Here is a 23,091-nt window from a genome sequence, read left to right as displayed (position 1 = left end):
CGCAATCGCGTCGATGCGCCGGCTCACGCCGCGTCCGCCTCTTCGACCACGCTCTGCTCGATCCGTCCGAGTCCGTCGATCTCCATGGTGACGCGATCCCCCGGCGCGAGATAGGGATAGCGGCGGGAGAGCGCAACGCCCTCCGGCGTGCCGGTGAGGACGACATCCCCCGCCTCCAGCACCATGTACCGGCTCAGGTCGCGCAGGATCGCCGCGACCGGGAAGACCATGTCGGCGGTGGTCGAATCCTGTCGCGGCTCCCCGTTCACCCAGCTCCGCATCGTGAGCGACTGGATGTCGCCGACCTCGTCCGGGGTCGCGATCCACGGACCGATCGGCGCGAATCCCGCAGCGCTCTTGCCCTTCGACCACTGGCCTCCGGAGACCTTCAGCTGATGCTCGCGCTCGCTGAGGTCGTTGGCCAGCGCGTAGCCGGCCACCGCGTCGAGCGCCGTCGCATCGTCGGGCGCGTGGCGCAGCTCGCGACCGAGCACGACCGCGAGTTCGACTTCCCAATCCGTATGCCGCGACCCGGGCGGCAGCACGATCGGATCATTCGGTCCGACCACCGTGTTCGGCTTCTTGAAGAAGACGACGACATGCTCGGGAGCCGATGCTCCCGACTCCGCCGCGTGGGCGGCGTAGTTCATCCCGACGCAGATGATCGAGGGCGGCTTCGGGACCGCCGCACCGATCCGCTCGCCCTCGATCGACGTCGGCGACAGCGCGCCGGCCGACAGCGCGCGCCGACAGCGCGCCACGCCGCCGGATGCCCAGAACGACGGGTGCAGGTCGTCGGTGAGCGGACGCAGGTCGTAGAAGACGCTCCCATCCATGACGACGGGCCGCTCGTGTCCCGCTTCCCCCACCCGGAGGAACCTCATCGCACTGCGCCTCCTCGCGGCGTCGCCGCGTCGCGGCGCATCGCCCCGGTCACGTGCGCGGCTCCAGCGCCTCGGCGATGTTGGCAGTGGTCAGGCGGTGCAGCTGCGCCTCGTCGAGCCCGCGTTCGGCCAGCAGTGGCACAAAGGAGTTCAGCAGCCACGAGTAGCCGTGACCGCCGAACGTCGCGAGCTGCGTCTTCGCCGAAATGTCGCACCCGAGCACGACACGGTCACCGTATCCCTCGCGCACGAGGCGGGCCACGCTGTCCGCGCGCACCTCGTCGGACGGATAACCGGAACCCGCATAGCCGACGTTGTCGACGCTGAGGTAGACCCCCGTCGCCGCGATCTCGAGCAGCAGTCGGTGGTCGACGCGGTCTCCGAGGTGACTGATGATGAGCCGGTCCGGGGCGACGCCCGCGTCTCGGAGGAGTTCGATCTGGGCCAGCGCGAGTTCTCCGAAGTGGGTCGTGTGGGTGAGGATCGCGACCCCGGTCTCCCGATGCGCGCGCGCCGCAGCACGGAACACCCGCTCCTCCGCGGGGCTGATCGCCCCGCGCTCCGTGCCGATCTCCCCGATGACGCCGGCCCGCACATCGGTCCCGTCGACTCCGCTCGAGATGCCCGCGATGAGGTCCTCGGCGAGATGTGGGACGGTCTTCTCGAAAACCTCCCGGGGGTACAGGCGCTCCCGGTACCAGCCTGCGCCGAGCACCAGGCGCACGCCCGACCGCTCGGAGATCCGGCGGAGTGCGAGCGGATCGGTGCGGATGCCGACCGTGCTCGCGTCGACCATCGCACCGCCGCCGGCGGCCCGGAACGCCTCGAGTTCGGCGGTCGCGACGTCCTCGTCATCGAAGATGCAATCGTAGGAGGAGATGAGCCTCCAGTAGTCCCAGAGCACGTGTTCGTGGCTGTGGGTGACGCCGAGGATCCGGGAGCGACCGGTCCTGTGACGGTCATGATGTCCGTCATGCGATCTCCTCGGGGACGAGAACGGTCTTGATGGTGGTCGGCACGGTCGTCAGCAGTCGGGTGAATGCCTCGACGCCCTCGCTCAGCGGTCGGACCTCGTACCATTCGCGCCGCACGTGCCCGACGAGCTCGACGGCGGCGGCGAAGTCGGCGTCCGTGTAGCAGAAGCTGCCGATCACACGCTTCTCGTTCCGGATGATGTCGCGGCCGTCGAAGCCGGCGTCGTCCGAGTGCAGGCCGATGAAGACCGCGGTGCCGTCCGGCCGGATCGCTTCGACGGCTGCGGCCCGCGTTCCCCGGTGCCGACGGCGTCGAACACCACATCGAACTCGCCCTCGAGGCTCTCCCCGACGGCATCGGCACCGGCCGTGAGCGCGACGGCGGCCCGCTCCGGGCTCAGGTCGACGACCTCGACATGGCCGATTCCAGCCGCCTTCGCCACGACGGTCACGGCGACTCCGACCATTCCCGATCCGATGATCCCGACTCGCTCGACATCCTTCGTCGTCTCCCGCACGAGACGGAGAGCATGGACCGCGTTCGCGAGCGGCTCAACGAGGGCGGCTGCCTCCAGCGGCGTGCCTTCCGGGAGCACGTAGCAGTTGCGTGACGGGACGGCTGCGTACTCCGCGAATCCTCCGGGGCGCTGAATGCCGAGCAACACCCTGTTGCGGCACACGTTCACCGAGCCGCGACGGCAGGAGTCGCAGTGCCCGCAGTACACGAGCGGGTTCACGACGACGCGGGCACCATCCGAGACGCGGGTACCCGCGAACTCGTGCCCCATGATGAGCGGCGGACGCCGGAACGGGCTCTGCGACGCGAAGCCCTCGAGTTCGGAGCCGCAGATGCCGACGGCACCGACGCGGACGATGGTCTCATCCTCACCGGCGTGCGGCGCACCCACCTCCTGCAATTCCAGAGTGAGCGGTGCGGTGTAGACGACGGCTTTCATGATTCCCTTCCTTCAAGGCGATCGACGACCTCGATGACGGCGGTGGCCAGAAGCTCGCCGTGGCCGGGGAGCAGGGCCATCGGGTTGACGGTCAGGACGCCATCCCATGCCTCGGACTCACCGAGCACGACCGGGACGGCACGTGCCGCCAGCGCGCGTGCGACGGCGTCGGCGCCGTCGCGGCCCCCTCCACTCGGATCCGGAGCATCGGCACGTCGAGCGCGTCGTCGCGGAGGCGCTCGACGGCGAGACCGGCGGCCCCCAGCGTCTCCTCCGCACGATCGAGCTCGGCGATCCCGGGGAGCTCGTCAGCGCCGGGGTCGCGCAGGTAGCGTTCGACGGCGGCGACGAGGCCCACGAGCTGCTCCCGGCCGACCTTCATCGGGCGGGACGGGCCATGCCGCGGCGGCGTCGGCGAGGTGCGCGGAACGGCTGGCGACCACGTCGTCGGACGCTCGTCCATGTCCTGCTGGTGCACGCCCGCGAGCGACACCCAGTCGGCGGTCCCGCAGAGCAGGCCCGAGGCCTGCGGTCCGCGGAATCCCTTGCCCCCGGACACGGCGATGAGATCCGCACCGTCCGCGAGGAATCGCCGGAGCCGGTCGACCGGCGGCACGTGCAAGGCGCCGTCCACGATGACCGGGATGCCGTGCGCGTGCGCGATCGCCGCGGTCTCGGCGAGAGAGAGCAGGTCGCCGGAGCGCCCCGGCCGGAAGAGCACGGCCGCGACCGACTCATCGAGCACGCGCTCCAGCTCGCCCGGATGGCTGCTCGCCGGATAGCCGATCTCCAACAACCGCGCACCGGCCTGCTCGACCGCGCGGTCGTAGGGATCTCGATGCGCCTTCTGGATCACCACCGTCGAGCGCGCGCCGACGACCACGGGCAGTCGATCGATCGCCGCTTCGTCGCCCTGAGTGAGCGCGATCGTCGTCGCGAGGTGGAGGGCTGCGGCGGCGCCGGAGGTCACGTAGCACGCGGGGATCTCCAGGAGAGCCGACAGCCGAGCGCCCGCCGCCGCCTGCAGTTCGTCCAGGCGGACCGGGTGCCGGAAGGCCGCGCGCATCGCGTCCCACACCTCGTCGGCGAGAGGCAGTCCCCCGAGCCGGGTGGCGGGGCCGACACCATTGACGATCGGCCGGAGGCCGGGGGTGTCAAGGAGATCCATCTCAGTCCTTCCTGTTCACAGGTCGCGGGAGATCGCTGCCGCGGTGCTCGTCATGATGTTGAGCATTCGAGGGTCCGGGGTGACGGAGCGGTTGAGGCGGGCCACCGGCGTCGAGCAGCTGATCGCAGCGACCACCGAGCCGCGCCGCTTGACGGGCACCGCGAGGCAATACAGGCCGAGGGTGTACTCGCCGCTGTCTTCGGCATACCCGAGGACGCGGATGCGCTCCAGCCTGGCCTTCAGCTCGTCGTGCCCCGTCACGGTGTGCTGGGTGTACCGCGAGAGCCGCACCCCCTCGAGGCGACGGTCGAGCTCGTCGGACGGCAACGCCGCCAGCAGGACCTTGCCGAGGCCGGTCGTATGCGCGGGCAGCCGGTTGCCGACGTCGGAGACCAGACGGAACGCCTGCGGCGACTCCTCCTTGGCGATGTAGACGTTGTCGAGTCCATCGAGGATGGCCATCTGCACGGTCTCCCCGAGGACGTCCCGCGCGTTCCGCAGGTGAGGCAGGGCGACGCGCGCCGTGTGTGCGGCCTGCGTGTACGACTGGCCGGCCTCCCAGACGCCCACGCCGATCCGGTAGACCTTCCCCTCCGGGTCGTAGGAGAGGAACCCGCGGTCGGTGAGGGCGCGCAGCAGACCATGGAGGCTGCTCTTCGGGTAGTCGAGCGCGTCGATGAGTGCCGTGAACCCGAGCCCGTCCCGCTGCCGGGAGATGAGCTCGAGGAGATCCATGACGCGCTCCGCCGATTTGATGGACCCGCGCTGATCGGGCTTCTGCGTGTCGTCCGTCATCGTCCGAGCACCATTCCCCCGTTGACACCGATGAGTTGACCCGTGATGTAACCGGCATCGGCGGATGCCAGGAAGCCGATCGTCGCCGCGATCTCAGCAGCCGTCCCCGCGCGCCCGACGAGGGATCGCTCGACGCGCACGCGGTCGAACTCCTCCGTGACCCGGTCCCCGAAGAACTCCGTGTCGGGCACGTAGCCGGGCAGCACCAGATTCGCGGTCACGCCCTGCGGCCCGAGCTCCTGCGCGAGCCAGTACATCCACGCATGGAGCGCCGCCTTCGCCGCTCCGTACGAGCCGCCGTAGCCGCTGCCGAGCTGCGCACCGATCGAACCGAGCCCGATCACCCGGCCGCCCGGGCGCGCGATCCGGGACTTGAGCGCTTCGACCAGCAGCACGGCGGTCATCAGGTTCTGCTGAACGTCGGCGTTCCAGTCGTGCGCGACCTCGTCGAGACCGACCGGGTTCGTCGCAGGCGTCCCGCCGGCCGCCGCAACGATCACGTCGACGGCCCGTGGCCCGACGGCGGCGGCGACGGCGCTCGCCCCGTCCACCGTCGAGAGGTCGGCGGGGACGGCGCGCCCGCCCACCTCGGCGGCGAGCGCCTCGAGCGGTGCCCGGCGACGGCCCAGGAGATAGAGCTCGTCGCCCGCATCCGCGAACCAGCGGGCGGCTGCCCGGCCGATCCCGCTCGCGGCTCCGCTCACCACGACCAGCCTGCTCATGCGGGCACCCCCTCGGTTCCACCAGGTCGCCGCCGATCATCGTCGCGACCGGCCGCAGGACGCGGTCGCCCTCGAAAGCCCGGCCGAAGCCGTCCTCGAAGGACTGCGGGCCCTCGGCGAGATCGAAGATCGCGAGGTCGGCGGCCGCCCCGGAACGCAGGGTGCCGATCCCCGAAGCGTCGAGGCCGAGCGCCCGCGCCGGCGCCAGCGTCGCCCGCAGGAGCACGTCCGGCAGCGGCATCCCCAGCGCCATGAGCCGGGAGAGAACGAGCGGCAGACTCACCACGCGCGTGCGCGAGTAGGCGTGCAGGTCACTGCTGATCGTGTCGGGCGCGAACCCGAGCCCGAGGAGCTTCCGTGCGACGTCGGCGCTGAACCCGGATGCCCCGTGCCCGATATCGAAGACGACGCCGCGTTCCCGGGCCTCCCGCGCGCCCGCGCGAACCGCGTCGCCGTCCAGGAGGGTGTTGCCCTCCCAGCCGGTGAACGCATGCGTGAGGATGTCGCCGGAGCGCAGCGTGGCGAGGATCTCGTCGACCGCGGCAGGAGACGGTCCGAGATGGACCATGAGCGGCACGCCGAGGTCGTCGGCGGCGGCGCGAGCACGGCGCAGCGCCTCGGGGGCGTTGTCTCCGCCGACGTCGTGCGATGCCCGCACCTTGACGCCGACGATCACATCCGCATTCGCTCGCGCGCAGGCGACGGCGACCGACGCATCGCTGTAGTGCAGCGCCTTCAGCTCTCCACCGAGCCGGATGCTCGTGGTCCCGACCGATGCGATGTTGACGAACGCCCGCACCCGGACGGCGCTCGTGTCGATCGTCGTCGCGCGGAACGCAGGGAAGAGGTGGCCACCGGCACTGCCGGCGTCGATGATCGTCGTGGTGCCGCCTGAGGGCCCGATGTCGTCCGGATCGAGCCCCAGATCCTGGCCCCGGAACACGTGAGCGTGCAGATCGACGAGACCCGGTGTGACGAGGTGTCCGGACGCGTCGATCACCCGGTCGGTCGGACGGCCGTCGGGTTCAGCGAACCGCCCGTCGACGATGACCAGGTCGCGGCGCTCGATCACGCCGCCATCGGGGTCGTAGACGTCTCCCCGCTCACGAGCACTCTCGTCATCGAGCCGCGACCGCCGGTTCCAGCCGCTCGCCGCTCGCCGGGTCGAACCACGACGCGCCCGCGAGACTCAGGCTGATCGCGCACGGATCGCCGACGGCGAGGTCGACCTCACCGGGGATGCGCGCGTAGTAGAGGTCGCGCACCGCGCCGGCACCGAGCGTCGCGGCCTCCGCATCCCCGAACCGGAACCCCACGACCGTCTCGGCGCCGAGGCGCTCGACGATCGCGACGTGCCCGTGGAGTCCGTCTCCCCTGACGCGGCGAGAGCGATCTTCTCCGCGCGGACGCCGAGAGTCACGGATTGCCCCGCCGCGACCGGGGCGTCGGAGACGGGGAGGATGCCCGCATCCGGGATGCGCACCCCGCCGTGCGCGACCTCGACGGGGATGAGGTTCATCGCGGGCGATCCGATGAAGCGAGCGACGAACGCGTTGGCGGGGCGCTCGTAGATCTCCGTCGGGGTTCCCTGCTGCTGGATGATGCCGCCGTCCAGCAACACGATCCGCGTCCCCATCGTCATCGCCTCGACCTGGTCATGGGTGACGTAGACGAACGTCTTGCCGACCTTCTGGTACATCGTCGAGATCTCGATGCGCATCTGCGACCGCAGCTTCGCGTCGAGGTTCGAGAGGGGCTCGTCGAGCAGGTAGATCGAGGGGTCGCGAACGAGCGCGCGGGCCAGTGCGACGCGCTGTCGCTGGCCGCCCGAGAGCGTCTTGGGGCGGCGATCGAGGAGTGGGGTGAGCTCCATGATCTCCGCGATCTCGGCCACCTTGCGAGCGACCTCCGGCAGGCGCATCGCGCGCCGGCGCTCGATGGACCAGATGCCGGGGATGTGCTGCCACCAGCGGAAGCGGTCCATGAGAAGCGGGAACGCGATGTTCGCGCGCACCGTGAGGTGCGGATACAGGGCGTACGACTGGAAGACGAACGCGATGTTGCGCTCCCGGGGCTCCAGCTCGTTGACTCGCCTGCCGTCGAAGAGGAGGTCGCCGGAGCTGATGTCGATGAGGCCGGCGATCATCCGGAGCATGGTCGACTTCCCGCAGCCGGAGGGCCCGAGCAGCACCAGGAACTCCCGGTCCGGGATCTCCGCCGTGAAGTCGCTGATGACTTCTGAGCTGCCGAACGACTTGCTCACCGACGAGAACGTCAAGGCGGGCATCTTCACCCCTTCACTGACCCGGCCGTGAGGCCGCTGACGATATGACGCTGAACGAGCAGGAAGAACACGATCGCCGGGATCGTGAACACGATGGCCGCCGAGAAGACGGTCGAGAGCGGGGTGATGAACTCCCCGATGAAGGACGAGAGCCCGACGGACGCGGTCCACTTGTCCCGATCCTGGATGAACGTCGAGGCGAAGAGGTATTCGTTCCACGCGTCGAAGAACATGATGACGGCGGCTGCCGCGATCGAGGGCGCCGACAGCGGCAGCATGATGCGGAGCAGGATGACGAAGCGGGGACAGCCGTCGACGCGTGCCGCCTCCTCGATCTCGTAGGGGATCGAGTCCATCGCCGACTTGACGATCCACACCGCCACCGGCATGACGAACGCGGTGTCGGCGAGCACCAGTCCCACGAGGCCGTTGAGCAGACCGAGGCCGGCGAAGAGGGCGTACAGCGGCACGATGAGCAGCGCCTCGGGCAGCATCTGCGTCGCGAACAGGATGAAGCCCACGACTCCCCGGCCATGGAAGCGGTACCGCGAGAGCCCGTAACCGGCGAGCACGGCAAGGAGCAGGCTGAGGAACGTCGTGCAGAACGCGACGATCGAGCTGTTCGCGAGCCATTGCAGGAGCGGGACCCCGCTGGTGAAGACGTCGAAGATCTGCGGCGTCCGGGTCACATCCGGGATCAGCGGCTGGCCCGTGAAGAGCTGATCGCGCGGGGTGATCGCCGTGTCGTACATCCAGTAGATGGGGAACCCGGCCAGCACGATCAGCACCAGGATGATCGCGATGCGGGCGATCGGAGGAATCGGCGGCGCCTCATCGGGCGTCCTTTCGCGCGTCGCTGCGGTCGGACAGGAAGTAGACGACGGTCACGACCATCGACAGGCACAGTCCGAGCATGCCGATGGCGGCCGCCTGGCCGAGCTGGGAGTTCTGGAAGGCCTCGCGGTAGACGCTGATGACGATCGTGTTGGTCGTGTCGATCGGACCGCCACCGGTCAGGAGGTAGATCACCTCGAAACGGCGGATCGACCAGATCGTCATGAGCAGCGCCACGATGCGCAGGGTCGGGACGATGTGCGGGAGGGTGACGGTGCGGAAGACGTTCAGGCGGTCGGCTCCGTCGACCCGCGCCGCTTCCCGCAGCTCGCCCGGCACGCCCTGCAGTGCGGCGAGCACGACGAGCATCACGAACGGGAAGACCTTCCACACGCTCACGAGCGTTACCGAGAGCAGCCCGAGCTTGGGGTCGAGCAGCCAGCCCTGGGCTCCGATCCCGAGCGCTTTCGTCGCCCGGTTGGCGACCCCGCTCTCGACGTTGAAGATCCAGATGAAGACGAGCACCGCCGCGACCGACGGCACGGCCCACGGGATCGTCAGAAGGGCCCGGAAGACCGCCCGGCCGCGGATCCGCTCGCTCAAGGCGACGGCGGCGACGGTGCCGAACAGGAGCGACCCGATCACGGTGCCCGCGGTGTAGAGCAGGGTCGTGAGGAGCGAGGAGTAGAACGCACCGCTCGTGAGGAGGTCGCCGTAGTTCTTCCCTCCGACGAACTGCCCGCCGTCGGGATTGAGAAGCGTCGCGTCGGTGAAGCTGAACCACAGGCCGCGTGCCATGGGCACGACCATGAAGAACAGCAGGTAGATCGCGGCAGCCCCCACGAAGAGGTAGGGCGCGATGGCTGCCGCCGCGTTCCGGCGGCGGATCCTCGAGGTCGGCGCGGCCGTCGTCATCCGGTGTCCTTCACTCCGTGGCCGTGGGGTGGGGCGCCAGGCGCGCTCCACCCCACGGCGGATCGATCGGCTTACTTCAGGGAGCTGGCCGCGTCCGACAACGCCCGCTGTGGCGAGACGTCTTGCAGGAGCACCTTCTCGACTTGGCTGAGCACCGTGTGCGCGATCTGCGGCGTCACGCTCTCGAAGCCGCGGATCACCGAGCTGCGGGTGTTCTCGCCGTCCTCGCGGTAGCCGACGGCCCACGGGTTCTTGGCGAGGAACTCGTCCGAGACCGTGGTCTTGGTGGCGAGGGTCGAGGTGTTGCCGAGGTTCTCCGAGAGCGCCTGCTGCGTGTCCTTCGTGAGGAACCAGTTGAGGAAGTCCTCCGCGAGCGCCTTGTTCTTGGTGTGCGCGTTGATGCCGAAGTAGATGCCGACCTGGCTCGTGTAGGGCTTGGGAAACGGCAGCGGCGACGAGATCATCGACGTCGAGGGCACCTTCGCGCTGATCATCGCGGGCGGGGCTCCGGTCGCGTCGATCATCATGGCGACCTGACCCTCGCTGAACTTCGTGCGGAAGGTGGACGCGTCGTCACCGACCGAGAAGGCGCCGGAGTCGTACATCTTCTTGAACGCCGTCAGCGCGGCGACGTTCTGCGGGCTGTCGATGGTCAGCTTCTTGCCGTCCGACCACGATCCGCCGTAGCCCTGGATCCAGTTGTTGAAGTCGACCCACCACGGGGTCTCCTCCGCCAGGCGGCTGCGCACCGCGAAGCCCGTGATCCCCAGCTTCTGCTTGATCGTGACGGCGGCGTCGACGAGCTCGTCGAAGGTCGTCGGCGGCTTGACGCCCGCCTGAGCCAGGATGTCCTTGTTCCACAGGAACGCATACGGCGCGATCTGCCAGGTGACGGCGACCTGCTTGTTGTTGTAGACGCCGCCCTTGTTGGTCGAGTTGAGCGCCTTCTTGGTCGTCGGCGTCAGGACATTGTCCAGAGGCTCGAGCAGGTTGGCCGCGGCGACCGTCGGAAGGAAGGTGTCGGCCATCGTGAACAGGTCGGGACCGCCGCCGGCCGAGAGCTGGATCTTGAGCTTCGTCTCGTAGTCGGCCCGCACGATGCCGACCGTCTCGATCGTCGCCTTCGGGTTGTACTTCTCGTAGCCCTTGATGATGTCCTGCATCTGCTGGCCGTAGTTGGGGGCGAGGAAGTCCCAATGAGCGATCTGCAGGGTGCCGGACGGCTTGCCGCCGCTCGATGAGGGAGCCGGGCTGTTCGAGGGTCCGCATGCCGTGAGCGCGAGCGCGACGGCGACGCCGACGGCCCCCACCACCAGTGTGCGTCGGGGTATCCGCATTGATGCCTCCTTATGCCGATTGGTGCATGTGTGAGTAAGTGCGGCAACTCTAGCCACGCGTTTCGGCTATGAAAACTGAAGTTCGGATACATGAACTCCGGCGCGACCCGGCCCTGCGCGCATGCGGACATGGCCGAACGCCACAGGCGATTCGGAGCCCGTCTGCCGTGATCGGGCGGCCGCCGACGCCGTGCGACCGCTAGCCGACAGCGGGGTCGCCGGCGTCGCCCGCGTCGAGGGCGTTCTCCACGGCCGAGCGCACGAGCGGTCCGAGCATCCGCCCCGGTCGCTCGACGCCGATGGCCCGCAGTCGCTCGACCGACTGCCCGACGACGGCCGACGAGAACTCCGAGGCCGCGCCGATCGCCTCGGCGTACGCGGGGCGGTCGGCCTCGGCGATGACGACGGGCTCCGCCCCCATCTCGACGACCAGTGCCTGGCCGATCAGCAGCACGGGGCCGGGCGCCGTGACGGCGCACCAGGCGTCCCGCAGCCGCGCGAGGTCGATGCTCGTGCCGGTGAACGCCATCGCCGGATGGATGGCGAGCGGGATCGCGCCGGCCGACAGCGCGGGGGCGAGCACGCCGACGCCGTACTCCGCCGCGGTGTGCACGACCAGCTGTCCCGGCTGCCATGCCCCGGTCGCCGCCAGCCCGGCCACGAGCTCCGGCAACTGATCCGGCGGCACGGCGAGCAGCACCAACTCGCTCCGCTCCACGATCTCGGGCACTGTGAGCACCGGCACGCCCGGCAGCATCGCCTCCGCGCGGTCGCGGCTGGATTGCGAGACGGCGCTGATGCCCACGATCGCGTGGCCCGCCCCGCCGAGCGAGGCGCCCAGCACCGGCCCGACACGTCCGGCCCCGACGATCCCGATGCCGAGGCGGCCGTCGCGGTCGGCGCTCATGACGCCGGGCTCATGCCGCGCTCACGCCGGCGCCGCCGGGAACTCGGGGCGTCGGTCGTGCGCCCGTGGCGGAGCGAGCTCCGAGCGCTGCGCTCCCCAGCGGTGCGAGCGGTCGGCGACGGCGGCCGCGACGTCCGCGGCGGCCGCGTCGCGGAAGAATCCCGCGGCATCGTCCGCGTCGAGGGCCCCGAGCCGGGCGGTGATCGGACCCGCGACGGTGTGCACGTGGATGGCGGCCAGCCGCAGCCGGCGCAGCAGCGGCCCCTGGTGCACCGCCACGCTCTGCATGCGCGCCGCCGGCACGACCACGAGGTCGCGCCAGATGGCTCCGCGACGCAGCAGCACGGCATCCGGTCGCAAGGCGAAGCCGTTGCGGCGACGCGAGAACCAGCGCAGGATGCGGGCGCGGGGCGGCGAGACCGTGAAGCCGTCGTCCGGGCGGCCGCCCTCGAGCGATGCGCGCACGAGCGGCTCCATGCCCTCCGCGGCGAGCAGCTCGGGCAGCGTGAGCTCGAGCACCTTCAGCACCTCGGCGCGGCTGCCTACCGGCAGGATCATCGTGCCGCGCCGACCCTCCTGGCCGCGCTCGCGCGAGCGGCTCGCGAGGTTGACCCGCACCTCCCACCAGTCGAACGGCCGCCACAGCAGCTCCTGGCTGACCTGCACGGAGTGGATGCGGCCGGGCGGCAGTGTCTCGTTGCTCAGCGAGAGCAGGCCGTAGCCGACGCGCACCCCGTCGGCCGTGCCGGCGATCGAGTACCGCAGCGACTTCGTGACGCGGCGCACGAGCACCGAGCCGAGACCGAACAGCAGCGGCACGAGGCCGAACAGCACCTCGTAGACGTGGAATCCGATCGCCATACCGACCGCGACGGCGAGGATCACGACGAACCACAGCGTGGCGGTGCTGAGCACGGTCGAGCCGACCAGCCGCCCGGGGTGCATCTGCACGACCGAGGTGGGCGGTGCCAGCGACGGGTCGAGCTCCGGTGCGGTGAACTCCTGGTACCGCTGGTTCAGGATCGCGGCCGCACCGGCGGCGTCCGCCGGATCCGACGCGGCGGCGAGCGTCTGCTCGCGCAGCCCCGACGCCCGGCGCAGGATCACCCGGCGCAGCGCGTCCGCGCTGCGGCTGGAGAGGTAGGCGAGGTTGACGTTGGCGTCCTGGCCGGCCACCTTGATCTCGAGCCTCGCGGCACCGAAGATCCGCGGGAGCACCTGGCGGGTCACATCGACGCCCTGGATGCGGTCGAGGCGCCCCTTGCGATTGGTGCGGAACAGGATGCCGCTGCGCACCTCCACCTCGTCGCCCGTGATGCGGAAGGTGTGCATGCGCCACGACAGGTAGAAGATGCCGATCACGATCAGCAGCACCCCGAACACGATGAGCAAGGCGATCGGCACGAGCTGGTGGCGCACGATGAGGTCGATGGGATCGCCGCCGCCGTAGTCGCCGGCCTGCGGCACGAAGAGATCGACGAGTCGCTCACGCAGCTGGCTGATGACGATGCCGACGATGGCGATGAACGCGATGCCGCCGCGCAGCAGCGGCGTCGCCGGATGGAGGCGGTGCCATTCGCCGTCGGCGAGGTCCTCCGCCTTCCTGGCGGCCGCCGGATCGACGGGCGCGGATGCCGGGGAAGAGAGCTCACAGCCCCGCCCGGCGCGTCTCCGCGAGCTCGACGAGGCGGTCGCGCAGCTCCTCGGCGTCGGCCATCGGCAGACCGGGCACCGTCACGTTGCTCGCCGCCGCGGCGGTGACGAGCCGGAGTCCGGCGAGACCGAGCGCCCGGTCGAGCGGGCCCCGGTTGATGTCGACGAGCTGCATGCGGCCGTACGGCACCGCGACGAAGCGCTGGAACATCAGCCCTCGGCGGAAGAGCAGGTCGTCGTCGCGGAGCCGATATCCGATCGAGCGCACGCGGCGCGGCGTGAAGGCCGCGAGCAGCACCAGGATGACGAACGCGGCGGCCGGGAAGACGAGCATCCACGCCTGATGCGAGACCCACCACGGCAGCGAGACGGCGACCGTGATCACGACCCAGCCCACGATGGTGCCGACCAGGTCGACCCAGACGTAGCGCGGGGCGACCCGCTTCCAGTCACCGGGCGCGGGATCGAGGCGGGCGGACATCGCTATGACCGTACCCGCTCGGGGTGACCGCCGTGCCGGTCGTCATCGTCATCGTGCGGCGGCACCCGACAGAGGTACTCGGCGACCAGTCCCGCGATGAGCAGCACGATGCCCCCGGCGAGCGCGGCGAGGATGCGTCCGAACGTCTCGCCATTGGGCGACCCGCGCAGCACGAGATCGGCGAGCAGCCCGAGCGCACCGCCCGCGAGCAGCGCGCCCACGATGCTGCTCGCCTTGGCGAGCACGACGACCCGCGTCGCGTAGAACGGGTTGATGAGCTGGCGCTGGGATCCGCGGACCGCCCGGCGGATGGGCACCGCCAGCACGATCACGAGGGCCGCGATGATCACGAGACTGAGCGGGAACGTGTACTCCGGCCGCAGTTTGGCCAGGCTCGCCGCCGCCAGCGCCGCCTGGATGCCGAATCCGGCGACGCCGCCGAAGGCCGCGATCGCGACGAGAAGCGCGGGACTGGTGTGCTTCACGATGTCGCCTCGAGCGCGGTGAGCAGGTCGGCGACCCGTCCCCGGCCGGGGAGCACGGCATCCGGATCGACCTGGTGCCACGGGCGCAGCACGAACGCGCGCTCGGCGGCGCGCGGATGCGGCAGCGTGAGGGCGGGATCGTCGCGCCTCTCGCCGTCGTAGTCCACGAGATCCAGGTCGAGCGTGCGATCGCCCCAGTGCTCGGTGCGCACGCGGCCGTGGTCGGCCTCGATGCGGTGCAGGAGCGCGAGCAGGTCGTCGGGCGGCAGCGTCGTGCGCAGCAGCACGACCCCGTTGAGGTAGGCCGGTGCGGTCGGATCCTCGCCCTGCGGTCGCAGCGCCACCGTCTCGATCGCGTCGGAGACCGCGGTCACCTCAACGCCCTCCGCCGAGGCGAGGTCGGCGACGGCCGCGAGGACGGTCGCCCGACGGTCGCCGAGGTTCGCGCCGTACGCGACCACGGCGGCCGCGACGCGGGGAACGGTCACGACCGGCTCCGCTCGATCACGACGCGCACGTCGTCGAACGGCACCGCGATCGGCGCCTCGGGCTTGTGCACCGTGACCCGCACCGATTCGACGGCCGGGAACGACAGGGCGACCGCGGCGACCCGCTCGGCCACCGTCTCGATGAGGTCCACCGGATCCCGCTCGACGGCGGCGACCGCCTGCTCCGCGAGTTCGCCGTAGTGCACGGTGCGGGCGAGGTCGTCGGAGCCGGCGGCGTCGCCGAGCGGCAGTCGCACGAGCACGTCGATGAGGAACGGCTGCCCGTTCTGGCGCTCGTGCGCGAAGACGCCGTGGTGACCGATCGCGCGCAGGCCGACGAGCTCGATCGAGTCGCTCACGAGGTCGCCACGGTCTCGGGCCGCAGATCGACGGCGGATTCCGCGTCGAGCTCCGTGCCGCGCTCCGCCTCGACCGCCGCACCGGCGGTCAGCGCCGCGGGCGCCCGGTAGTCCTGCGCGCCGCGCTCCCAGCGCTCCCAGACGTCGAGGGCCCGCCGGCTCGCGGCGACGTCGTGCACCCGCACGCCCCACGCGCCGGAGCGCGCGGCGAGAGCCGTGATGATCGCGCTCGGAGTGTCGCGCTCCTCCATGGAAGCCTCGGGCGGCAGCAGCTCCCCGACGAAGCGCTTCCGGGAGGCGCCCACGAGCACCCCCGCCCCGAGGCCGGCGAACTCCTCCAGGTGTCCGAGCAGCGCCCAGTTGTGCGTCCCGTCCTTGGCGAAGCCCAGGCCGGGGTCGACGATCAGGCGGGCGGGATCGACGCCGAAGACGATCAACTCGGCGACGCGGGCCTTCAGCTCGGCGCGGACCTCGGCCACGACGTCGTCGTGCCGCACCGGCTCGTCGGCCCCGCCCCGCCAGTGCATGGCGATGTACGGCACCTCGCGTGCGGCGATCAGCGGCGCCATGCCCGGATCGGCGAGGCCGCCCGACACGTCGTTGACGATCCGCGCGCCCAGGTCGATCGCGGCGCGCGCCACCTCGGCGTGCATCGTGTCGATGCTGACGGGCACGCGCCGATCGGCGAGCCCCGCGACGACGGGGAGCACGCGCCGGCGCTCCTCGTCCACGTCGACCGGGGCGGCGCCGGGTCGGGTCGACTCGCCGCCCACGTCGACGTAGTCCGCGCCGAGCTCGCGCAGCTCCACGCCGCGGTCGATCGCGGCGGCCGTGTCCTCCCAGACGCCGCCGTCGCTGAACGAGTCGGGGGTGACGTTGAGGATGCCGAGCAGCCGCGTCATCCGCACGCCCTACGCCAGCGGAGCCGAGCGCTCGCGCGCGGTCGGCGGAGCGGTCGCGCCGCAGAAGCGGCGGCGCGCAGAGTCATGCGGTCGCGATGCCGGGACTCTTGCGCGGACGCGGTGCGCGCTTGGGGCGCGACGGCGTCTGCTCGGAGTCCACGCCGCCGTCGGTCGCCCCCAGGTCGATGGGTGCCTTCGGCATCTCGATCGGCGGCTGGTCGCTGATCGGACGCTTCGTGCTCGACAGCCACTGCGGTCGCTCCGGCAGCTTCCGCACATCCGCGAAGATGGTGGCCAGCTGCTCGTGGTCGAGCGTCTCCTTCTCGAGCAGTTCCCGCGCCAGCTTGTCCAGGATGTCGCGGTTCGCGTTGAGCACCGAGTACGCCTCGTCGTGTGCGGCGTCGATGAGCTTGCGCACCTCGAGGTCGACCTTCTCGGCGATGTCCTCCGAGTAGTCGCGCTGGTGACCCATGTCGCGGCCGAGGAAGACCTCGCCCTGCGACTGGCCGAGCTTGACGGCGCCGATGTCGGTCGACATCCCGTACTCGGTCACCATCTTGCGCGCGATGCCGGTCGCCTTCTCGATGTCGTTCGAGGCGCCGGTGGTGGGGTCGTGGAACACGATCTCCTCGGCGACGCGGCCGCCCATCGCGTAGGCGAGCTGGTCGAGCAACTCGTTGCGGGTGACGGAGTACTTGTCCTCCAGCGGCAGCACCATCGTGTAGCCGAGGGCCCGGCCGCGCGGCAGGATCGTCACCTTGGTCACGGGGTCGGTGTGGCGCATCGCCGCCGCGGCGAGGGCGTGGCCGCCCTCGTGGTACGCGGTGATGAGCTTCTCCTTGTCCTTCATCACGCGGGTGCGGCGCTGCGGGCCGGCCATGACGCGGTCGACCGCCTCATCCAGGGCGCGGTTGTCGATGAGCTGCGCGTTGCTGCGCGCGGTGAGCAGGGCGCCCTCGTTGAGCACGTTGGCCAGGTCGGCCCCGGTGAAGCCCGGCGTCTTGCGCGCGAGCACCTCGAGGTCGACGCCCTTGGCCATCGGCTTGCCCTTGGCGTGCACCGACAGGATCTTCTTGCGGCCCTCGAGGTCCGGGGCGTCGACGCCGATCTGGCGGTCGAAGCGCCCGGGGCGCAGCAGGGCCGGGTCGAGGATGTCGGGGCGGTTGGTCGCCGCGATCAGGATGACGTTGGTCTTGACGTCGAACCCGTCCATCTCGACGAGCAGCTGGTTCAGCGTCTGCTCGCGCTCGTCGTGCCCGCCGCCGAGGCCGGCGCCGCGGTGGCGTCCGACCGCGTCGATCTCGTCGACGAAGATGATCGCCGGCGAGTTCTGCTTGGCCTGCTCGAAGAGGTCGCGCACGCGGCTCGCGCCGACGCCGACGAACATCTCCACGAAGTCCGAGCCCGAGATCGAGTAGAACGGCACGCCCGCCTCGCCCGCGACCGCGCGCGCGAGGAGCGTCTTGCCGGTTCCGGGAGGGCCGTAGAGCAGCACGCCCTTCGGGATGCGCGCCCCCACCGCCTGGAACCTGGACGGGTCCTTGAGGAAGTCCTTGATCTCCTGCAGCTCCTCGACCGCCTCGTCGGCGCCCGCGACGTCGGCGAAGGTGACCTTGGGGCTCTCCTTGCTGACGAGCTTGGCCTTCGACTTGCCGAACTGCATGACCCGGTTGCCGCCGCCCTGCATGCTCGAGAGCAGGAACCAGAAGATCGCGCCGATGAACAGTACGGGCAGCAGGAGGCTGATGATCGTGCCGAACCAGTTGGTCGACGGCGCCTGGTCGTCGTACTTGGCACCCGACTTGTCGACCGCGCTCACGACGTCCAGGCCGCGCGGCGCGACGTAATAGAACTGCACCTGCGTGCCGAAGTCCTTGTACGAGCTCTTGAGCGTCATGTCGACCCGCTGGTCACCGTCGACGACCTTGACGGTCTTGACCGTGCCCTGGTCGTTCAAGAGGTCGAGGCCCTGCTGGGTCGTGATCTGCTTGAAACCCGACGCGGTGATCAGCGAATAGGCGATGACGATGGCGAGGCCCGCCAACGCGATCCAGATGATCGGTCCGCGCAGGATGCGCTTGAAGTCCATGGGTGCACTCGGGCACGGCGCCCGCTCCTGACAGTGGCCCCCAGATTATCGCGCGATGCGTTGGCCCTGCCTGGACGTTCGCCGGAGGCGCACGCGCTCCGCTCAGAAGCGAAGGCCATTTCTGGCCTTCGCCGCGGCGCCAGTGCCGACGACCGTCCCGGTCGTCGGTTCTCGGTCGCTAGCTGTAGATGTGCGGCGCCAGCACCGCGACGTCGCGCAGGTTGCGGTAGCGCTGCGCGTAGTCGAGTCCGTAACCCACGACGAACTCGTTCGGGATCTCGAACCCGACGTAGCGGGCGTCGATCTCGACCTTGGCGGCCTCCGGCTTGCGCAGCAGCGCGCAGATCTCGACCGATGCCGGCCCCCGGGTCTGCAGGTTGGCGCGCAGCCACGAGAGCGTGAGCCCCGAGTCGACGATGTCCTCGACGATCAGCACGTTCCGGCCGCTGAGGTCGGTGTCGAGGTCCTTCACGATGCGCACGACACCCGAGGACTGCGTACCGGCGCCGTAGGACGAGACCGCCATCCAGTCCATGTCGACGTCGCGTTTGAGCTCACGCGACAGGTCGGCCATGACCATGACCGCGCCCTTCAGCACACCGATGAGCAGCAGGTCGCGGCCCTCGTAGTCGCGCTCGATCTCTCGGCACAGCTCGGCGATCCGGCCCCGGATCTCGGCCTCCGTGTGCAGGACGCCCGACAGGTCGGCGGCGACGTCGGCGGATTCCATCAGGGCTCTCCCGTCATTCGGCGCTCAACGGGCGCGTCTGGGTGCTTTCGAAGTGCAGGAGCACGCCCCGCCGCACCACCCTAACGCCGGGCAGATCGACCCCGGCCTGCCCGTGCCAGTCGGTCACGAGACGGCACACCTCGAGGGTCTGCGCGCGCGTGAGCGAGAGCCCGAACTCGCTCCGCACGGCCAGGCGCACGAGCCGCTGGCGCAGCGCCGGGGGTTCGCGGCGAGCGCGGTCACCGGCAGGGTCAGCCCCGCCTCGGCGTGATCGGCGAGGTCCTCGGCGACCTCGCCGGCGAACGCGTCGAGGGCCTCATTGTCCTCCCGCAGCTGCTCGGCGGTGCGGGCGAGCGCCTCCGCGACGCCCGGCCCGAGCTCCCGTTCGAGCACCGGCAGCACGTTGCGCCGCACCCGCACGCGCGCGAACCCCGGATCGTCGTTGTGCGGGTCGTGCCACGGCTCGAGCCCGGCATCCGCGCACGCCTGCCGGGTCTGCGCACGCCGGATGCCGAGCAGCGGCCGTCGCCACAGCCCGTTCATCGGCGCCATGCCCTGCAGGCTCGCGGCGCCCGACCCGCGCGCGAGGCCGAGCAGCACGGTCTCGGCCTGATCGTCGAGGGTGTGCCCGAGCAGCACGGCGTCGGCGCCCGCCGCGCGCGCGGCCTGCTCGAGGGCGGCATACCGGGCGTCGCGCGCCGCGGCCTCCGGACCGCCGGCCGCACCGACCTCGACGCGCACCACGGTGACGGGATCGAGGCCCAGGTCGCGCGCCTGGAGCGCCGCACGCTCGGCGACCCGTGCCGATCCGGTCTGCAGCCCGTGGTCGACGACCACGGCACCGGCCGCCACGCCGGCCCGCGGCGCCTCGAACGCGACCGCCGCCGCGAGCGCGAGCGAGTCGGGCCCCCGCTCAGCGCCACCAGCACGAACGACGGGGTCCCGTCGCCCGTGCGCACGCCGAGATCGGAGAGGGCGGTGCGGACCGCGCGGCGCACGTCGGCGATCGGCGGCGTCAGTCGGGGCCGATCGGGCATCCACTAACGTTATTGCCGCACACGTGAGGAGCAGCATGGCGAACTACGACGCGGTCATCGAGATCCCCCGGGGCAGCCGCAACAAGTACGAGGTCGATCACGAGACCGGCCGGGTGTTCCTCGACCGCGTGCTCTACACGACGTTCGTCTACCCCACCGACTACGGCTTCTTCGAGCACACGCTCGGCGACGACGGCGACCCGCTCGACGTGCTCGTGCTCACGCAGTACCCGCTGTTCCCGGGCGTCGGCGTGAGCGTGCGCCCGGTCGCGGTCTTCCACATGACCGACGACGGGGGCGGTGACGCCAAGGTGCTCGCGGTGCCCGCGAAGGACCCGCGCTGGGACCACATCCAGGACCTGAACGACGTGCCCGAGTACACGAAGAAGGAGATCGAGCACTTCTTCGAGCACTACAAGGACCTCGAGCCCGGCAAGTGGGTCAAGACCGAGGGCTGGGAGGGCGCCGAGGCGGCCGAGGGGCTCATCAAGAAGGCCCAGGAGGCCTACGTCCCGCCGTCGCACTGATCCGGCCGCGGGCCGACGTCACACGCGCGCGCCGCAACCGATCGAGCGTTTGCCATCCGATCGCGCCCGCGCGGGCCGCATCCGATGGCAAACGCTCGATCCGTTGAGCGGATCAGCGCGGGCCGTCACATGACGATGCGGCCCACCTGCGGCACCAGCCGCGACTCGTAGTCGCTGTACCGCACCGGCACGATGCGCACCCGTCGCCGCGGGTTCGGCGCCTCGATCATCTGGCCGCCGCCGATGTACATCGCGACGTGGGTCTTGACGGCATCCGAGGGATTGCCGTTGACCGAGTAGAAGATCAGGTCGCCCGGGAGCATGCCCTGCGTGCTGTTGCGCGGGATGTTCACCAGGTGCCCGATCGAGCGCATGTGGTTGTACTGCATGGTCGACCCGTGACCGCCGATGTCGACGCCGACCTGCTCCCACGCGACCATCGTCAGCCCGGAGCAGTCCCACACGGTGGGGCCTGCGCCGCCGAGCACGTAGCGCTTGCCGAGCTGCCGTTCCGCGAACGCGATGACCGCGCCGATCGCACCGGACGGCAGCGGCGGGATGCCGGCCGCCGCGTTCGCCTGGGCGACCCCCGCCGCGTACCCGGCCTCCACCGCGGCCGTCGTCTTCTTGAGCGCCGCGAGCTGGGCGAACATCGTCTGCTGCGCCGACTCCTCGGCCTCGACGAGCGCCTCCGCCGTGGCCGCGGCGGCCTGCGCCGCGTCGTACGCCGTCGCCGCCTGCGCCGCGAGGTCCTTGCGCTTGGCCTCCGCGACCGACGCCTGCTGGGCGAGCGCCCGGGCCGCGTTCTGCGCGTACTCGGCGGTTCGCATGATCCCGGCCGAGGTGCGACTGAGGTGGTTCATCGAGCCCAGCTGCGCGAGCAGCTGGTCGGTCTGCGGGCCGGAGCCGACGAAGATCCCGAGGGTCGGGTCGCCGCCCCCGGTGCGGTCGAGCGAGGCGATCAATCCCGCGGCGCGCTTGCGTGCCGCATCGGCGGTCGCCTGCGCCGCCTTCTGCTGCGTCTGCAGAGCACCGACCTTCGCGGTCGCCGCATCGAGGGCTGCCGCGGCAATGTTGTAGGTCTCCTCCGCGAGCGCCTCGGTCTGCTCCGCCTGCGCCGCCTTCTGCTGCGACAGCTTGAGGTCCGCCGTCAGCACGTCGATCTCGTGCTGCTTGGCGGCCTGGCTGGCCTGGGCGTTCTGCACGTCCTGCCAGCTCGGGTAGTCGGCGGGCGCCGCGTCGGCGGCGAGCGCGCTGCCGAGCACGAGAGCGGTGGACAGCGCGAGCGCGCTGGCGGAGGCGGCGATCAACCTCATCCGGTGGGCCTTCCGACGTAGGGCACGAGGTCGAGCGTGCGGATCCCGACGATGCGCACGGGCACCCCGGCACGCGGCGCCTCGATCATCTGCGAGCCGTTGATCGCCATCGCGACGTGGTACTTGACCTCGGCGCTCGCGCTCCCGCCGTCGGCATAGAAGAGCAGGTCGCCCGCGACGATGCCCGCGCTGCGTGGCACGAGACGGCCGAGGAGCGCATGGTGTTGTACTGGCTCGTGGATCCGTGCGGGCCGATGTTCACGCCCGCCGCGCGGTACGACATCATCGTGAGGCCCGAGCAGTCCCAGTAGGTCGGGCCGGCACCGCCGAGCGCATACGGTTTGCCGAGCTGCCGCTCGGCGTAGGCGATGGCCGTGCCCACCGCGCCCGGAGACGGCGGACCCGGGTCCGGATCCACGCCGGCGTTTCCGCCGCCCGATCCGCCCCCGGTCGGCACCTTCTGCGCGGCCTCGGCGGCCTCCACGGCGAGACGGGTCTGGTACCCCGCCTCGAGGGTGGCGGTGGTGCCCTTGAGCGAGGCGAGCTGCGAGAACATGACCTGCTGCTTCGCCTGGATCGACGCGACCTGCGCGTCGGCCGCATCCGCCGCCTTCCGGGCGGTGTCGGCCGCCTGCTGCGCGTCGGTCGCCAGGGCGCTGCGCTTGTTCTTCGCGACGGTCGCCTGCTTGGCAAGGGCCGCCGCCGCGTTCTTGTCGAACTGCGCCTTCTCGAGGATCGCCTGCGACGCCGCGCTCAGCCGGTTCATCGACCCGAGTCGCGCCAGCAGCTGGTCGGTGTCACGCGGGGACGCCGCCACCAGCCCCAGCGTCACGTCGCCCCCGCCGGTGCGCGCCAGCTGCGCGATGATCGCGCCCGCGCGCCGGGCCGAGGCGGCGGCCTTCGACTTCGCCTCGTTGCGCTGGTCGGTCAGTCGGGCGGCCTTGCGGCTCGCGGCATCCAGGTTCAGCTGGGCGATCGAGTACAGCTCCGCCGTGGTCTGCGCGTTGCGCTGGGCGGCATCGGCCTGCTTCTGCAGGTTCTGCACGAGCCCGGTGATCGTCGCGATCTCGGCCTGCTTGGCCGTCTGGTTCTTCTTCGCGTTCTGCACGTCCTGCCACGTCGGGTAGTCCGACGGTGCGGCGACGGCGGCCGGCGCCGCGCTGAGGGCCAGCGCGAGCGACAGGGATGCGGCAGCAGCAGCCGCTCCCCACGAGCGCGCGCTCCGCCTGGCGGCGGCATGCATCAGCC

At 70.8% G+C, this 23,091-nt stretch carries 23 protein-coding genes and 2 pseudogenes; 1 reads left to right on the top strand and 24 read right to left on the bottom strand.

Annotated features, from left to right (window positions below):
- Positions 1–23: 23 nt before the first annotated feature.
- From QQK35_RS10840 to tilS, 22 genes and pseudogenes are all read right to left on the bottom strand, one after another.
- Positions 24–884 (bottom strand): fumarylacetoacetate hydrolase family protein, encoded by an 861-nt coding sequence (locus QQK35_RS10840; RefSeq protein ID WP_284254176.1) that lies wholly within the window; start codon positions 882–884, stop codon positions 24–26.
- Between the two features lie 49 nt (positions 885–933).
- Complete coding sequence (locus QQK35_RS10835) at positions 934–1,818, bottom strand: phosphotriesterase family protein (RefSeq protein ID WP_284255676.1); 885 nt, start codon at positions 1,816–1,818, stop codon at positions 934–936.
- A 37-nt stretch (positions 1,819–1,855) separates the two neighbouring features.
- Positions 1,856–2,095: a hypothetical protein gene (locus QQK35_RS10830; RefSeq protein WP_431311843.1), complete on the bottom strand. Its 240-nt coding sequence runs from the start codon at positions 2,093–2,095 to the stop codon at positions 1,856–1,858.
- The gene (locus QQK35_RS10825; RefSeq protein ID WP_284254174.1) at positions 2,035–2,814 is read right to left on the bottom strand and encodes an alcohol dehydrogenase catalytic domain-containing protein; all 780 of its coding nucleotides are present in this window, start codon (positions 2,812–2,814) and stop codon (positions 2,035–2,037) included. Before QQK35_RS10825 ends, QQK35_RS10830 begins: the two co-directional genes overlap by 61 nt.
- A 91-nt stretch (positions 2,815–2,905) precedes the next feature.
- Complete coding sequence (locus QQK35_RS10820; protein ID WP_284254173.1) at positions 2,906–3,982, bottom strand: hypothetical protein; 1,077 nt, start codon at positions 3,980–3,982, stop codon at positions 2,906–2,908.
- A 15-nt stretch (positions 3,983–3,997) separates the two neighbouring features.
- Positions 3,998–4,777 carry an IclR family transcriptional regulator gene (locus QQK35_RS10815; protein ID WP_284254172.1) on the bottom strand — a complete coding sequence of 260 codons (780 nt, stop codon included), beginning with the start codon at positions 4,775–4,777 and terminating at the stop codon, positions 3,998–4,000.
- Positions 4,774–5,499, bottom strand: a complete 726-nt coding sequence (locus tag QQK35_RS10810) for an SDR family NAD(P)-dependent oxidoreductase (RefSeq protein ID WP_284254171.1) — start codon at positions 5,497–5,499, stop codon at positions 4,774–4,776. Before QQK35_RS10810 ends, QQK35_RS10815 begins: the two co-directional genes overlap by 4 nt.
- Before the next feature lie 79 nt (positions 5,500–5,578).
- Positions 5,579–6,442: pseudogene (locus QQK35_RS20455) on the bottom strand (amidohydrolase family protein); the annotation flags it as partial.
- 246 nt (positions 6,443–6,688) lie between these two features.
- Positions 6,689–7,786: an ABC transporter ATP-binding protein gene (locus QQK35_RS10800; RefSeq protein ID WP_284254169.1), complete on the bottom strand. Its 1,098-nt coding sequence runs from the start codon at positions 7,784–7,786 to the stop codon at positions 6,689–6,691.
- Positions 7,787–7,788: 2 nt separating this feature from the next.
- Complete coding sequence (locus QQK35_RS10795; RefSeq protein ID WP_284254168.1) at positions 7,789–8,571, bottom strand: carbohydrate ABC transporter permease; 783 nt, start codon at positions 8,569–8,571, stop codon at positions 7,789–7,791.
- Positions 8,572–8,614: 43 nt separating this feature from the next.
- Positions 8,615–9,532, bottom strand: coding sequence for a carbohydrate ABC transporter permease (locus tag QQK35_RS10790; RefSeq protein ID WP_284254166.1), 918 nt, complete (start codon positions 9,530–9,532; stop codon positions 8,615–8,617).
- Positions 9,533–9,603: 71 nt separating this feature from the next.
- Positions 9,604–10,869, bottom strand: coding sequence for an ABC transporter substrate-binding protein (locus QQK35_RS10785; RefSeq protein WP_284254165.1), 1,266 nt, complete (start codon positions 10,867–10,869; stop codon positions 9,604–9,606).
- A gap of 199 nt (positions 10,870–11,068) precedes the next feature.
- Positions 11,069–11,776: a Rossmann-like and DUF2520 domain-containing protein gene (locus QQK35_RS10780; protein ID WP_284254164.1), complete on the bottom strand. Its 708-nt coding sequence runs from the start codon at positions 11,774–11,776 to the stop codon at positions 11,069–11,071.
- 21 nt (positions 11,777–11,797) lie between these two features.
- Entirely contained in the window at positions 11,798–13,243 is a 1,446-nt protein-coding gene (locus QQK35_RS10775) for a PH domain-containing protein (RefSeq protein ID WP_284254163.1), read from the bottom strand.
- A 181-nt stretch (positions 13,244–13,424) separates the two neighbouring features.
- The gene (locus QQK35_RS10770) at positions 13,425–13,910 is read right to left on the bottom strand and encodes a PH domain-containing protein (RefSeq protein ID WP_284254162.1); all 486 of its coding nucleotides are present in this window, start codon (positions 13,908–13,910) and stop codon (positions 13,425–13,427) included.
- Positions 13,911–13,912: 2 nt separating this feature from the next.
- Positions 13,913–14,395 carry a DUF3180 domain-containing protein gene (locus QQK35_RS10765; RefSeq protein WP_284254161.1) on the bottom strand — a complete coding sequence of 161 codons (483 nt, stop codon included), beginning with the start codon at positions 14,393–14,395 and terminating at the stop codon, positions 13,913–13,915.
- Positions 14,392–14,883 (bottom strand): 2-amino-4-hydroxy-6-hydroxymethyldihydropteridine diphosphokinase, encoded by a 492-nt coding sequence (gene folK, locus QQK35_RS10760; RefSeq protein ID WP_284254160.1) that lies wholly within the window; start codon positions 14,881–14,883, stop codon positions 14,392–14,394. Before folK ends, QQK35_RS10765 begins: the two co-directional genes overlap by 4 nt.
- Positions 14,880–15,242 carry a dihydroneopterin aldolase gene (folB, locus tag QQK35_RS10755; protein WP_284254159.1) on the bottom strand — a complete coding sequence of 121 codons (363 nt, stop codon included), beginning with the start codon at positions 15,240–15,242 and terminating at the stop codon, positions 14,880–14,882. The genes folK and folB overlap by 4 nt, the downstream gene beginning before the upstream one ends.
- Positions 15,239–16,144 (bottom strand): dihydropteroate synthase, encoded by a 906-nt coding sequence (gene folP / locus QQK35_RS10750; RefSeq protein ID WP_284254158.1) that lies wholly within the window; start codon positions 16,142–16,144, stop codon positions 15,239–15,241. The genes folB and folP overlap by 4 nt, the downstream gene beginning before the upstream one ends.
- 82 nt (positions 16,145–16,226) lie before the next feature.
- Positions 16,227–18,233 carry an ATP-dependent zinc metalloprotease FtsH gene (gene ftsH, locus QQK35_RS10745; RefSeq protein ID WP_284254157.1) on the bottom strand — a complete coding sequence of 669 codons (2,007 nt, stop codon included), beginning with the start codon at positions 18,231–18,233 and terminating at the stop codon, positions 16,227–16,229.
- Positions 18,234–18,411: 178 nt separating this feature from the next.
- Entirely contained in the window at positions 18,412–18,963 is a 552-nt protein-coding gene (hpt, locus tag QQK35_RS10740) for a hypoxanthine phosphoribosyltransferase (RefSeq protein ID WP_284254156.1), read from the bottom strand.
- A gap of 13 nt (positions 18,964–18,976) precedes the next feature.
- Positions 18,977–20,000, bottom strand: a pseudogene (tilS, locus tag QQK35_RS10735) (tRNA lysidine(34) synthetase TilS).
- 35 nt (positions 20,001–20,035) lie between these two features.
- Here tilS and ppa point away from each other — a divergent pair.
- Positions 20,036–20,527, top strand: a complete 492-nt coding sequence (gene ppa / locus QQK35_RS10730; protein WP_284254155.1) for an inorganic diphosphatase — start codon at positions 20,036–20,038, stop codon at positions 20,525–20,527.
- Positions 20,528–20,652: 125 nt separating this feature from the next.
- On the opposite strand, the gene QQK35_RS10725 is transcribed toward ppa, so the two are convergent.
- A complete protein-coding gene (locus QQK35_RS10725) occupies positions 20,653–21,843 on the bottom strand; it encodes a C40 family peptidase (RefSeq protein ID WP_284254154.1) in 1,191 nt (396 codons plus the stop codon).
- 85 nt (positions 21,844–21,928) lie between these two features.
- Positions 21,929–23,086 carry a C40 family peptidase gene (locus QQK35_RS10720; protein ID WP_284254153.1) on the bottom strand — a complete coding sequence of 386 codons (1,158 nt, stop codon included), beginning with the start codon at positions 23,084–23,086 and terminating at the stop codon, positions 21,929–21,931.
- Positions 23,087–23,091: the final 5 nt, after the last annotated feature.

Origin of the sequence: Pseudolysinimonas kribbensis, from assembly GCF_030161895.1 — a bacterium.
In the GTDB taxonomy this organism is placed as follows: Bacteria; Actinomycetota; Actinomycetes; order Actinomycetales; family Microbacteriaceae; genus Pseudolysinimonas; species Pseudolysinimonas kribbensis.
The sequence above is the reverse complement of the archived record's forward strand: the minus strand, read 5'-3'. Positions and strand labels throughout refer to the sequence as shown.